Source organism: Planomonospora sp. ID82291, assembly GCF_015711645.1.
In the GTDB taxonomy this organism is placed as follows: domain Bacteria; phylum Actinomycetota; class Actinomycetes; order Streptosporangiales; family Streptosporangiaceae; genus Planomonospora.
The window spans coordinates 63,330-76,273 of the sequence record NZ_JABTEX010000002.1 but is presented as its reverse complement, the minus strand read 5'-3'; the positions used below and the strand labels follow the sequence as shown (position 1 = coordinate 76,273).

General features: G+C 75.0%; 10 protein-coding genes. 4 read left to right on the top strand and 6 right to left on the bottom strand.

Going from position 1 to position 12,944, the window contains the following annotated elements:
- Window positions 1-167: 167 nt before the first annotated feature.
- The 4 genes from HS045_RS11345 to HS045_RS11330 all read left to right on the top strand — a co-directional run bounded on the left by HS045_RS11345 (window position 168) and on the right by HS045_RS11330 (window position 4,801).
- Complete coding sequence (locus HS045_RS11345) at window positions 168-1,574, top strand: serine hydrolase (RefSeq protein WP_196451226.1); 1,407 nt, start codon at window positions 168-170, stop codon at window positions 1,572-1,574.
- 206 nt (window positions 1,575-1,780) lie between these two features.
- A complete protein-coding gene (locus HS045_RS11340) occupies window positions 1,781-2,788 on the top strand; it encodes a LysR family transcriptional regulator (RefSeq protein WP_196451225.1) in 1,008 nt (335 codons plus the stop codon).
- Between the two features lie 262 nt (window positions 2,789-3,050).
- Entirely contained in the window at window positions 3,051-3,551 is a 501-nt protein-coding gene (locus HS045_RS11335; protein ID WP_196451224.1) for a SigE family RNA polymerase sigma factor, read from the top strand.
- Window positions 3,548-4,801 (top strand): hypothetical protein, encoded by a 1,254-nt coding sequence (locus tag HS045_RS11330; RefSeq protein ID WP_196451223.1) that lies wholly within the window; start codon window positions 3,548-3,550, stop codon window positions 4,799-4,801. The genes HS045_RS11335 and HS045_RS11330 overlap by 4 nt, the downstream gene beginning before the upstream one ends.
- On the opposite strand, the gene HS045_RS11325 is transcribed toward HS045_RS11330, so the two are convergent.
- The 6 genes from HS045_RS11325 to HS045_RS11300 all read right to left on the bottom strand — a co-directional run bounded on the left by HS045_RS11325 (window position 4,798) and on the right by HS045_RS11300 (window position 12,937).
- Window positions 4,798-6,747 carry a GTPase gene (locus tag HS045_RS11325; protein WP_196451222.1) on the bottom strand — a complete coding sequence of 650 codons (1,950 nt, stop codon included), beginning with the start codon at window positions 6,745-6,747 and terminating at the stop codon, window positions 4,798-4,800. The genes HS045_RS11330 and HS045_RS11325 overlap by 4 nt on opposite strands.
- Window positions 6,744-8,627 (bottom strand): ABC transporter, encoded by a 1,884-nt coding sequence (locus HS045_RS11320; RefSeq protein WP_230883997.1) that lies wholly within the window; start codon window positions 8,625-8,627, stop codon window positions 6,744-6,746. The genes HS045_RS11325 and HS045_RS11320 overlap by 4 nt, the downstream gene beginning before the upstream one ends.
- A 259-nt stretch (window positions 8,628-8,886) precedes the next feature.
- Window positions 8,887-9,591, bottom strand: coding sequence for a response regulator transcription factor (locus tag HS045_RS11315; protein ID WP_196451221.1), 705 nt, complete (start codon window positions 9,589-9,591; stop codon window positions 8,887-8,889).
- Window positions 9,592-9,753: 162 nt separating this feature from the next.
- Window positions 9,754-10,995, bottom strand: a complete 1,242-nt coding sequence (locus HS045_RS11310; RefSeq protein ID WP_196451220.1) for an ABC transporter permease — start codon at window positions 10,993-10,995, stop codon at window positions 9,754-9,756.
- Window positions 10,992-11,780, bottom strand: coding sequence for an ABC transporter ATP-binding protein (locus HS045_RS11305; protein WP_196451219.1), 789 nt, complete (start codon window positions 11,778-11,780; stop codon window positions 10,992-10,994). Before HS045_RS11305 ends, HS045_RS11310 begins: the two co-directional genes overlap by 4 nt.
- On the bottom strand, window positions 11,777-12,937 hold the full coding sequence (locus tag HS045_RS11300; RefSeq protein WP_196451218.1) for an efflux RND transporter periplasmic adaptor subunit: 1,161 nt from the start codon (window positions 12,935-12,937) through the stop codon (window positions 11,777-11,779). The genes HS045_RS11305 and HS045_RS11300 overlap by 4 nt, the downstream gene beginning before the upstream one ends.
- Window positions 12,938-12,944 lie beyond the last annotated feature (7 nt).

The following is a 12,944-nucleotide window of genomic DNA, read 5'->3' as shown; positions in this document are numbered from 1 at the left end:
CTATGAGGCTGGCCTCACATCCGCGGGGGACAGCCGCACCCCGGAAGGCGGCGGCCCGCCGGATACCCCGTCCGCCGCGCCCTTCCTAGCGTGTGGGTCACGGCCGCCACCGCCACGGTGGTGGCGGACCGCAGCCCGTGAAACCGCAGCCCGTGAAGGAGACAGCCATGCGCCTCCGGCCCCGGACGACCCGTGCCCTGGCCCTGACCGTCCTCACCGTGACCGTCCCCCTGGCCCTCGGCGGAACGTCCCCCGCCGCCGCGGACACCGTACGGCAGGCCGCCCCGGACACCGTACGGCAGGCCGCCGCGGCGCCCGGGTGGCGGGCCGACGCCGGCGCCGCCCCCGAGATCCCCGACAGCCCGGCCGGGCGGCGGCTCCGCTGGGTCCTGGAGGCCGCGGGCCGGGCGCCGCTCGCCGCGAGCGAGATCGAGCAGCATGTGAGCGCCGCCTTCCTGAAGGAGGTGACCGTCGACGGCTTCAACGGGTTCCTCAAGGGCCTGGCCGGGATCCGGCTCGACGGGCTGAGCAGCACCGCCCCGAACCTGCTCACCGGCACGATGTCCGCCGGCGGGCAGAAGTTCGAGTTCCGGCTCAGCGTGGACGCGGCGGGGAGGATCGACGGCCTGCTGGTCAGGCCGTCGATCCCGCCCGCTCCCACCGGCTGGTCCGAGCTCGACGCCCGGCTCCGGAAGATCGCCCCCCGGGCCGGTTTCCTCGCCGCCGAGATCGACGGGCGGGGCCGGTGCCGGACCGTCCACGGCGTCGGCGCGGACACCGCCCGGCCGCTGGGGTCGATCTTCAAGCTCTACGTGCTGGGCGCGGTGGCGGACCGGATCCACTCGGGCAGGCTGAGCTGGGAGACCGAGCTCACCGTCACGCCCGACGTGAAGCTCCCCGCCCAGGACGGCCTGGGCACCCGGCCCGACAACAGCACCGTCACGGTCCGCGAGGCGGCCAAGCTGATGATCTCCATCAGCGACAACACCGCCACCGACCTGCTCATCAAGACGGTCGGACGCAAGGCGGTGGAGAAGAAGGTCCGCCAGTGGTCGGACCACGCCGCCCGGAACCTCCCCTTCCTCACCACGCGCGAGTGGTTCCTGCTGAAGACCGTCGACTACCCCCGGCACGCCCGCGCCTACCTGGCACGCGGCGCCGAGGGCCGTCGCGCCTACCTGAAGGACGTCGTCGCCGGGCTCGCGGTCGCGGACGCCGCGTACGAGGACTGGCGGCGCCCCCGGAAGATCGACGACATCGAGTGGTTCGGTTCCCCCCGCGACGTCTGCCGCGCCTACGCCGGGCTGCTCAAGCGGAGCGGCGACCGCCTCCACGAGGTGCTCTCCGCCAACGACGCCGGGCTCGGCCTCGACCCCGGCACGTGGCCGGCCGTCTGGTACAAGGGCGGCTCGGAGGTCGGGGTCCTGGCGATGGCCCACCTGGCGCGCGCCGCCGGAGGGAAGACGTACGTCGTCACCACCCTGGCGAGCGACACCCGTGCGCCCGTCGACGAGGCCACCGCCGCCGGCGAGATGATCTCCCTCGCCAGGGGGGCGTTCGGCCTGGTCCGGTGAGCGGCGCTCCGTCCGCCCCGCGAACGGCCAGCCCGCGAACGGCCAGCCCGCAAACGGCCGCCCCGCGAACGGCCAGCCCGCAAACGGCCGCCCCGCGAACAGCCACCCGCGAACGGCTTCCCGGGGCCGGCCCGTCCGCGGGGCGGACGCGTGCCCGCGACGCACGCCGGGCCCGCGCACCGCGGACACCGGTCGACAATGAAGGGGTGATTGACACCCGGCGGCTGCGGACCCTGCGCGCGGTGGCCGACCACCGGACGGTCACCGCCGCCGCGGCGGCGCTGCACCTGACGCCCTCCGCGGTCTCCCAGCAGCTCACCGCCCTGGAGCACGAGGTCGGCCACCGGCTGCTGGAGCGCGACGCGCGGGGCGTGCGGCTGACCGCCGTCGGCCGCATCCTGCTCGGCCACGCCCACGAGGTCCTCGCCCGGCTGGAGCGGGCCGAGGCCGACATCGCCGCCTACACGACCGGAACGGCGGGCGAGGTGCAGGTCGCCTCCTTCGCCACCGCGATCGGCCTCGTGGTGGCCCCGGCGGTGGGCCTGCTCCGGGAGAAGGAACCGGGCCTGCGGGTGCGCGTCCTGGACGCCGAGGGGGACCAGAGCCTCACCATGGTGCTGGACGGCGCGGTGGACGCCGCCGTCGCCGTCGAGTACCGCGGGGCCCCGGCCGAGGACGACCGGCGGCTCTCCCGCATCCCGCTCTACGCCGAGCCGTTCGACGTCGTCCTGCCCCGCGACCACCGCCTCGCGCACACGACGGACACGCACACGACGGACACGCACACGGCGGACACCGGAACGGAGAACGCCGGCACAGCGGACACGGCGGGTGTCCCCGCGGCGGACGCGCTCCGCCGCGGGGACATGATCACCGTCGCGGACCTGGCGGGCGAGCCCTGGATCGGCCCCTACCCGGGCAACCCCTGCCACGACGTGATCGCCCTGGCCTGCGAGCACGCCGGGTTCACCCCCGCCTTCGCGCACTCCTCCGACGACTTCCGCGCGGTGGTCGCCCTGGCCTCGGCCGGAGCGGGCGTGGCGATGGTGCCGCGCCTGGCGCTGCGCGGCGCCGACCTGTCCGGCGTGGTGATCCGCCCCGTCGAGGGCCCGCAGCGCCGGGTCTTCGCCGCCGTACGGCGCGGCGCCGAGCGCCACCCCCTGCTCGTCCCCCTGCTCGACGCCCTCCGGCACACCGCCACCGCCCTGAGCTGACCGCGCTGAGCTGATCCCCTCGGCCCCACGGGCGGAACCCTGACGCTCCTCCCGGCCGGAGGACCGGCGTTCGGCGGGACCGAAGACACATCCGCCCCATCCGAAGATCTTCAGCTTGCGCGCCTGCGTCGACGAGACGGCTCCCGGTCCAGTGATCGGGGACGGGCGCGGAAGCGTCTTCGGCCGCCGTGGACAGGTCGGGATTCAACACTTCGGCGGCCGAGTTCGTCTGGGATGTGACGGACTCGGAAAGGCAGAGACATTGGACGACGACTCCCGCTTCGCGGACTTCGTCGCCGAGCGGGCCGACGCGCTGCTGCGTTACGGCTACGTGCTCAGCGGTGATCCGCACGACGCGGCCGACCTCACCCAGGAGGCGCTGACCCGGCTGCACCGGGCCTGGTCCCGGGTGCGCCGCAAGAGCGACCCGGAGAGCTACGTCAGGACGACCATGGCCCGGTTGCACGTCGGCGTCTGGCGGCTGCGGCGGCGTGAGCGGCTCGTGTGGGACCTGCCGGAGGGCGCGCACCTGGACGCTCCGCCCTCCGACACCGAGCAGGGGCTCTGGCGGGCGTTGGAGGACCTGCCGCGCAAGCAGCGGGCCGTGCTCGTCCTGCGCTACTACGAACAGCTGACCGACGCGGAGATCGCCCGGGTGCTCGGCGTGTCCAGGGGGACCGTCCGCAGCCACGCCTCGCTCGGCCTGGGCAGGCTCCGCTCCGCCGTACCGCACCCGACCACCGCCGACAGGAGCGCGCGATGAGCGACGGACTGGAAGAGAACCTGCACGCGGCCCTCCACCGCGCCGCCGAGCGCGCGCCCCGGGCACCGGGCGCGCTGTCGTCCCAGGTCGCGGCCCGCTCCCGGCGGCGCAGGGCGCGCGCCCACGCGCTGTTCGCCGCCGCCGCCGTCGTCGTGGTCGCGGGCGGGACCGGGCTGGCCGTACGGGGCGCCGGAGGCGACACCGCCCCGCCGGTCCTGAGCCCGTCCCCGGCATCGACCGCCGGGACCGCCTCCAGGACGCCGTCCCCGCCCGCCGTCCCCGAACCGGTGGAGGAGGTCTGGCCGCAGGCGGTCTGGAAGATCCCGGCCAGGCTGCCCGGCGGGGGGAAGTTCCAGCCTCGGGCGTTCATCGACGACCGCACGGTCCTGCTGGAGACGTGGCAGAGCTTCGAGAAGGCGAACGCGCTCTACGCCTACGACCTGGAAACCGGAGACGTCCGGAAGGTCACCGACATCCGCACCCCGAAGGGGGTGTTCGCCTCCGGATACTCGGTCGGCGAGGGACGGATCGTCTGGCAGACGATCGAGGAGGGCGCCGGCGACGAGAGCAAGGGGACCCGGGTCACGAAGTTCTGGTCGGTCCCGGTCGGGGGCGGGGAACCCACGGCCGTCACCACGGACCGCCCGGTCGTGGGACGCGGCGACCGGCTCGCCGTGACCGGCGGCAGGCTGGCCTTCTCCCGCTTCGAGGGCGGCGTCTTCACGGTCCCCCTCGGGGGCGGGACCGTCGAGCCGGTGCCGGGGGCCGACCGGCACCACATCCTGCGCTGGCCCTGGGTCGGCACGCCCAGTGAGTACACGCCGGACGGGGAACCGAGCTTCGAGGAACTGCTCAACGCCGAGACCGGCGAGACGAGCAGGGCGGCGGTCCGTCCGGGTGAGCGGAACGTGCGATGCGGGGTGACGGTGTGCGCCGGCGACCGGGGCGACGGCACGTCGTTCCACCGGTCGCGCGACGGCTCGCAGGAGCTCGATCTCCCTTCGGGCGTGTCCGCGGAGCCGGCCCTCGACCGCTTCTACGCCGTGCACCTGCCCAGGCCGCTGGGCGGCCAGTACCTGTACGACCGGCTCACCGGCAGATCAGGTGACCTGGGACTGCGCCCCAATGCCCGGGGCGAGTCGATCGCGATCACCCTGAGTCCCGGTGTGAACGACGGCCGCCTGGTGGCGTACCCGCTCAAGGGGAAGTACGTGATCATCGATCTCGAGCGGCTCGCCGAGGGCTCCTAGGCTCCACGCCGGGCCGTGGCGACCGCCTCGGTGAAGCGGCGGTGGCGGGTCAGCTCGTCCTGCACGGGGTCCAGGACGAGTTCGCGGCCGACCCGCTCCACGCTCGCGCGCAACGCCCCGGCCGCCTTCCGGGCCCGGCGCCGCCCGCCGAGCCAGGCGACGGCCCGGGAGAGCAGCGCGAGCACGACGCCGAGCAGCAGCCCGCCGAGCAGCAGCAGGGTGGGCCACGGCAGCTCACCGGCGGTCGGCACGGGCGGTTCGGGCAGGTGCAGGTAGTCCATGGCGAACAGGCCGAGCAGCCAGAGCGCGCCCGCCACCGCCGCCGCGAGCACCAGCCACTGCGCCGCCCCGGCCACCCGCCACCACAGCGGCCTGCGGGACGCGCCGATCGAGGTGGTCGCCACCGCCCGGTCGAGCGCGTCCTCCAGCTCGTCCGCGTGCGACCGCGCCGCACGCCGTACGGCCGCCGCCCACGGTTCGGGCAGCCCCGCCGAGGCGGCGGCGGCCGTGTCGCGCAGGGCGGTGTCCAGCCGGGAGCGCTGGACCGCCCCGGCGGCGGGGATCGAGGTGCGCCCGACGGCCTCGCCGACCGCGTCCGGGCCCGGGGAGCCGCCGCCCAGGCGGAGGCGGCGCAGCGGGTCGGGCCGGAGCCGGCGGGCCCACCGGGTCACCGGCCAGCCGGTGGCGGCGACCGAACGGTGCCGGTGCGCCTTCGCCACCGCCTGGACCACGACCGGCACCCCGGCCGCCTGCGCGAGCGCGGCGGCCAGCGGCCCGGTGAGCGCCGCCGGGGACGCCGGGGACGCCATGACCGCCGGGGACACCGTGGACGTCGTGGACACCGTGGACGTCGTGGACGCCGTGGACGCCGTAGCTGCCGGGGACGCCACGACCGCCGTGCCGGACGGGCCCTTCGACCCGGCTCCGGGCGCGGCTCCATTCGGTGCGGCCCCGGGTGCGGCTCCGTCCGACGCGCGGGCCAGCGCGTCGGCGGCGCTCTCCGCGTCGGCGGCCAGGCGGTCGGCCCAGGAGCGGCGGCCGGTGACCCGGGAGGCCAGCAGCGCGCGCAGCTCGCCGACGCCCGCGCCGGTCCGCGCCGAGACGCCGAGCACCGGCACCCCGGCCAGCCCGTCGGCCTCCAGCAGCCGCCGCAGGTCCGCCAGGCACCGCTCCGCCGCGACGGGGGAGAGCCGGTCGATCTGGTTGAGGACGACCACCGTGACGTCCCGGTGCCGGGCCAGTGGAGCCAGGTAGAGGTCGTGCACGGCCGCGTCGGCGTACTTCTGCGGGTCGAGCACCCACACCAGCAGGTCGACCAGCCCGGCGAGCCGGTCCACCTCCAGGCGGTGCGCCCGCTCGATCGAGTCGTGATCGGGCAGGTCGAGCAGGACCAGCCCGCTCAGACCGGCGTCGCCCGCACCGTCTCTCGCACCGTCTCTTGCACCGCCTGCAGCACCGCCTGCAGCACCGCCTGCAGCGCCGTTCCACGCGTCGCTCCCCGCACCGCCCACCGAGCCGCTCTCCCCGCTGTACCCGGTTCCGTCACGTGCGGCGCCCGCCGTACGGTGCTCCGCCGTACCGTCCACCTCGTGGCGGCCGGGGATCTGCAGCCAGTCGAGCAGCGGCCCGGCCCCGGCGCCGTCCCACAGCGCCGCCTGCGCGGTGGACGTGGTGGGCCGGGTCACCCCGACCCTGGCCAGCGTGGTGCCGGACAGCAGGTTGAACAGGGACGACTTGCCGCTGCCCGTCGCCCCGGCCAGCGCGACCGCGGTGTGGTCCACCGACAGGCTCCGCCGCGCGCCCGCCCGGTCGGCCACCGCGCGCGCCCGCGCGACCGCACCGGCGTCCAGCCGCCCGTCGGCCAGTCCGGCGGCCTCCGCCAGGGCCGTCAGCCGGTCGTCCAGGGAGGGCCCGCTCCCGCGGCCCGTGCGTCTGAGCAGCTTCACCGGTCACCCGCCCGCTTGCCCGCGACGGCCCGCCGGGGATCCTCCTGCGGCCTCGCCGCGGCTCCGGACCGAGGCCCCTCCCGCTCTCCGGACCGAGGCCCCTCCCGGGAGCCGGTCCCGGCGGAGTCCTGCGCCGCGCCGCGCCCGTCGATGCCGACCACGGGGATCTCCCGCCGGTGCTCCCGTACGGCCTGCGCCGCCGCACGCAACGCCGGGGCGCTCCCCTCGGGCGGCCGGACCGCGTCGAGGAGGCCGGTGAAGCGGACGGCCTCCCGGGCGAGGATGTCCTCGACCCGGGCGCGCAGGTCCTCGCGCGCCCGCAGCGTCAGGGTGCGGACGGCCTGGTCCCCGAAGACGGCCTCCAGGAGCTTCTGGCTGAGCACGCTGGTGCCTCCGGCGATGCCGACCTCGATCCCGGTCAGGCCCCCGGTGGAGGCGAAGACCGCGATCATGAGCAGCAGCCCGGCCCCGTTGACCCCGTAGGAGGCGATCCTGGCGGTGGTCCGCCGCTCCGCGCCCTCCTGCCGGACCAGGTCGAGCACGTACCCCTGCCAGCCCCGGACCGCCTCCTCCGCGGAGCGGCGCAGGTCCGGCGAGGAGCGGCCCAGGCGCCCGGCCTCGACGGCGCCCGCCTGCTCCAGCAGCGCGCGGCCCGCCTCCCTGGCGGCCCACGACTCCAGCGCGCGCTCGGCGGCGCTGTCGGACGACGCCCGGATCAGGGCCTCCACCCCGCTCTCCAGCGCGACCCGCAGCTCGCTCTCCGGGGCGGGCCGGCCGGTGAACAGCGCGACCACGCGGTCGCGCAGCCACCCCACCCGGCTCTCCAGGGACCGCATCAGGTCGCCGGTGCCGATGAAGTCCTGCCAGCGGGCCAGCACCTCGCCCCGGAGCAGCGTGCCGTCCAGCATGCCCTCCTCGAAGCGGGCCATGCCCTCGGCGTAGGCGGCGGCGGTCGCCGCCCGCAGCTCGGCGTCCGCCGCGTGCTGGCGGTCCACCGCCTCGGCGAGCGCGGGGACGCGGACGGCGAGGCTCCCCAGCGCGCCGGAGAGGGTCTGGCGCACCACCTCCGCGCGGGCCGCCGCGTCGGCCGCGATGCCGTCCAGCCACTCGGCGACCGGCCGCACCGCCTCGCGCGGCAGCCGGGCGTTCTCCTCGGGCAGCGGCAGCTCCGGCACCTCGAACAGCCGGGTCCCGCCCAGCCCGTTGGCCTCCAGCAGCCGCGCCAGGTCGTGCGCGACCACGCCCGCCGCCTCCGGCGGGACGCGGGAGAGGATCAGCGCCAGCGCCGTGCTCCGCTCCCGGGCCGCGCGCAGGAACCCCCAGGGCACCTCGTCGGCGTAGCGGGCGGCGGTGGTGGTGAACAGCCACAGGTCGGCCGCCGCCAGGAGCTGGGCGGCCAGCTCGCGGTTGGCGGTGACGACCGAGTCGATGTCGGGCGCGTCGAGCAGGGCCAGGCCGGGCGGGAGCGCCTCGGCGACGACCACCCGGAGCGTGCCCGGCTCGCCGGGGCCCCTCCCGGTCGCCCGGGGCAGACCGGGCAGGAGGTGGCGGCCGGTGAACCAGTCCCGGTCGGCGGGAGCGGTCACCAGCGTGGGGGCCAGGGTGGTGGGGCGGAGCACGCCGGGTTCGGAGACGTCCGCGCCGACCAGGGAGTTCACCAGGGTGGACTTGCCCGCCCCGGTGGATCCGCCGACGACGGCCAGCAGCGGGGCGTCGATCGCGCTCAGGCGCGGGATCAGGTAGTCGTCGAGCTGGCCGGTCAGCTCCCGCAGCGCCCGCCGGTCGGCCGCCGCGTCCCCGGCCGCCAGGGGGAACAGCTCATGGTCGAGGTGGCGCCGGAGTTCCCGCAGCGCTCCCAGCAGACCGTCGCTTTCCTTCATAGAACGGGTCATTCCCGAGGAAAGACCCCCTAGACGCGAATGGCCCCACCGCTCGACCGGGTCACGGGGGCGAACCCGGTCGAGCGATGAGGCCGGTCCCCCGGCTCCGACCGGCGGGTCTCGACCGGGCTCATCTCCCCCGCAGCTGGAGACGATCCCGGACCCGCCGCCGTTCCGGGAGGTCTGGGGTCACGCACCGCCCATTGGAACCCATCAAACTCAGGACCAGGTCAGGCGGAGCTGAAAACTGGCTGAAAGTTCAATCACCCGGCGGCGGGCGCAGCACGTAGCCCACCCCGCGCAGGGTGCGGATGAGCCGCGGCTCGGCCGTGTCGACCTTCCGCCGCAGGTAGGAGACGTAGGACTCGACGACTCCGGCGTCGCCGCCGAAGTCGTAGTTCCACACGTGGTCCAGGATCTGCGCCTTCGACAGCACCCGGCCGGTGTTGACCATGAGGTGGTGCAGCAGCTTGAACTCCGTCGGCGAGAGCCGTACGGGTTCCCCCGCCTTCCAGACCTGGTGGGCCTCCTCGTCCAGCTCCAGGTCGGCGACCCGGAGGCGGCTCGGCAGGTCGAGGTCCCCCCGGGTACGGCGGAGCACGGCCCGGATCCGTGCCAGGACCTCCTCCAGGCTGAACGGCTTGGTCACGTAGTCGTCGGCCAGCCGCAGCCCCGCGACCTTGTCGGCGACGCCGTCCCGGGCGGTGAGGAAGAGCACGGGCGTCCGGCCGCCCAGCTCCCGCAGCCGACCGGCCACCGCGAAGCCGTCCATGTCGGGCAGCATCACGTCGAGCACCACGAGGTCGGGGCGGATCCGCTGGGCGAACCGCACCGCCTCCCCGCCGTCCGCCGCGGTCACGACCTCGAAGCCGGACATGCGCAGGCTCGCGGAGAGCAGCTCCCTGATGTTCGGCTCGTCGTCCACCACCAGCAGGCGGGCCTCAACTCTGTCCGGCACGACCACGAGGCTTTCCCACCTCCCTGGGGAGCCGCTCCGGGCCCGCTGAACGTTTGCTGAGATCCCGTTCGGCGCCCGCGGAGACCCCGCCCGCGAACCCCCCGCCCGCGGAGACCCCGCCCGCCGATCCGCGGACGCCGATCCGCGGACGCCGCCCGGAGCGGGGCGCTACTCGTGGCGCAGGGCCTGGATGGGGCGGAGCTTGGCCGCCCGGTTGGCCGGGTAGCTCCCGAAGAACAGGCCGATGCCCACCGAGACGCCGAGCGCCAGCACGATCGACGACGGCACCAGCACCGGATCGATCCCGGCGACGGTGAACCGGGTGCCGACGAACGCGACCAGGAGGCCGGCCAGGCCGCCCACCAGGCTCAGCACCGTCGACTCCACCAGGAACTGGCCGAGGATCGCGCTCCGCGGCGCCCCGATGGCCTTCCTGATGCCGATCTCCCGGGTCCGCTCGGTGACCGTGACCAGCATGATGTTGGTGATCCCGATGCCGCCGACCAGGAGCGAGATCGCCGCGACCGCGCCGAGCAGCGCGGTGAAGGTGCCGATCGTCGAACTGACGGTCTCCTGCAGGGCGGCCTGGTTGAGGATGCGGTAGTCGGCCGTCCCGGTCGGGGTGATCCCGTGCCGCTGGTTCAGCAGGGCCGTGACCTCGGCCTGGGCCGTCTCCGTGGTGTCCGCGCCGGTCGCCTGCACGATGATCGAACCGAGCGGCCCGAATCCGGTCAGGCTCTGCTGCACGGCGGGCAGCGGTGCGATCGCGATGTCGTCGGCGTCCTGCATGCCGGACGAGCCCGACTCCTTCAGCACCCCGACCACCGTGAACGGCACCCCCGAGACGCTGATCTGCCGGCCGACCGGGTCGACCGCGCCGAACAGCGCCTCGGCCACGGTCCGCCCGATCACCATGACCTTCCGTGCGGCGAGCACGTCGTCGTTGACGAAGTAGGCTCCGGCCTCGACGGGCTTGTTGACGGCCTCGAAGTAGCTCGGATGGGTCCCGATGAGCTGAGAGAGCGCATGGCTCGCGCCGTCGTGCACGGCGACGGCCGCTTCCGCGGCCACGACCGGGGAGACGCTCTTGACCGACGGGGCCTCCGCCGGGTCCGCCAGCGCCCTGGCGTCCTCCAGCGTCAGCTGCCTGGCCTGGGTACGGGGTCCCCCCTGCTGCCTGGCGCCACCGCCACCACCTCCGCCTCCGCCGAACGAGGCCGAGATGGTGAGCGTGTTGGCGCCGAGCCGCTGGATGCTCTGCTGGACGCCCTGTGAGGCGCCCTCCCCGAAGGCCACCAGGAGGATCACCGCCGCGACCCCGATGAGGATGCCGAGCGTCGTCAGGAAGCTGCGGAGCTTGTTGGCCGCCAGACCGCGCAACGCGAAGCGGAGGATCTCGAACGGGCTCACCCTGCCGCCTCCACGTCCGCCGCCGCACCCGCCACCGTTCCTGCCGCCGTGTCCTCGCCCGTTCCGGAGGCCGCCCGGGGTGGCGGTCCGCCGGCCGGGATCCGGCGGCGGTCCTCGACGATCCGGCCGTCCACCAGGCGGATGACCCGCTTGGCGCGGGCGGCCACGTCGTCCTCGTGGGTGATGATCACTATGGTCCTGCCCGAGGCGCTCAGCCGGTCGAAGATGTCCAGCACGTCCCCGGTGGAGGCGGTGTCGAGGTTGCCGGTCGGCTCGTCGGCGAGGAGCAGCGCGGGCGAGGTGACCAGCGCCCTGGCCACGGCCACCCGCTGCTGCTGGCCCCCGGAGAGCTCGTTCGGCTCGTGGCGGACCCGGTCGGCGAGTCCGACCTGCTCCAGCGCGGCCAGCGCCCGCGCCCGGCGCTCGGGCGCGCCGACCCCGCCGTAGGCCATGGGCAGTTCCACGTTGGCCAGCGCGCTCATCCGCGGGATGAGGTTGAACGACTGGAACACGAACCCGATCTTGCGGTTCCGCAGGACCGCGAGCCGCCCCTCGCTCAGCGCCCCGACGTCCGTGCCGTCGATGAGGTACCGGCCGGAGGAGGGCACGTCGAGGCAGCCGAGGATGTTCATGAGCGTGGACTTGCCGGAACCGGACGCGCCCATGACGGCCACGTAGTCGCCCCGCTCGACGGTGAGGGACACCCCCCGCAGGGCGTGCACCCGCGCCTCCCCCTCCCCGTACTCCTTGACGAGGTCCCGGACCTCCAGCACCGGGGCGGTCATCGGCCGCCACCGCCCATCGGCCCGCCGCCCCGCCGGCCGCCGCCGCCGCCGAAGCCGGGGAACCCACCGTCCTCCTGGGAGGTGGAGGTCGTGGCGGCCGGACGGACGACCTGGTCCCCCTCGGAAAGACCGGAAACGATCTCTGTGAGCCGGTCGCCCTTCACCCCCACCCTGACCTGGACGGTGGACTGCACGCCGTCGCGCAGGACGGTCACGGTGCTCCGCCCGCCCGTGCCGGAGATCACCGCCGAGGAGACCGCGAGCGCGTTCTCGACCTCGTCCACGACGACCTTCACCGTCGCGGTCTGACCGAGCCTGACCTCGTCCGGCACCTCCGTGAGAGAGACCGTCACCGGGTACGTGACCACGTTGTCGCCGGTGGAGGCGGTGGGCTGGATCTGGGTGACCTTCCCCGCGGCCGTGACACCGGTCAGCGCGTCGAACGTGATCCTCGCGGCCTGGCCGACCTTCAGCCTGGCCACGTCCGACTCCGTGAAGGTCCCGACGATCTGGAGCCTCCCCACGTCGGCGAGCTCGACGAAGCCTCCGGACGAACCGCCCGAACCACCCGAATCATCCGAACCGCCAGAACCGCCGGAACCAGATGAACCCGACGAGGCAGCGGATCCCGGCGAGCCGCCGACCGTGCCGTTGACGGCGGTGACCGTACCGGCGAACGGAGCTTTGATCACCGTCCCGGCCACGACGCGACGCGCCTCCCGGTAGGTGTTCCTCGCCTCGACGTACCGGGCGTACCCGGCGGCCGTCGAGGTGTCGTCGTCCGCGGCGTCCAGCGCGGCGGCGGCGGCGTCCAGGCCCTCCCGCGCGGCGGTGTCGTCCAGTCGCGCGAGGACCCGGCCCTTCTCGACCTCGTCCCCCGCCTTGACGTAGATCTTCTCCACCGTGCCGCTCGACCCGAAGTCCAGCGATCTCGCCCGGCCGCTCTCCAGCCTCCCGGACGCCGATACGGAGGCGGTCACCGTGGCCCGGCCCACCTTCACGGTGCGCACCGCGGTCCCGGATCCGGTCGCGGACCCGGCGTCGACGGGCGAGGCCGGGGCGCCGAGAGAGCCGTAGGCGATCCCCGCGCCGCCCAGCAACAGGACCCCCAGGGTCCCGTTCACGATCAGCGCTCTGCGCTTGGTCGACAGCTTCACGACACCA

Coding starts and splice junctions, on each gene's coding strand:
- HS045_RS11305 (WP_196451219.1), bottom strand. CDS start 11,780: ATGACCGCCCCGGTGCTGGAGGTCCGGGACCTCGTCAAGGAGTACGGG.
- HS045_RS11320 (WP_230883997.1), bottom strand. CDS start 8,627: ATGAAGGAAAGCGACGGTCTGCTGGGAGCGCTGCGGGAACTCCGGCGC.
- HS045_RS11330 (WP_196451223.1), top strand. CDS start 3,548: ATGAGCGACGGACTGGAAGAGAACCTGCACGCGGCCCTCCACCGCGCC.
- HS045_RS11345 (WP_196451226.1), top strand. CDS start 168: ATGCGCCTCCGGCCCCGGACGACCCGTGCCCTGGCCCTGACCGTCCTC.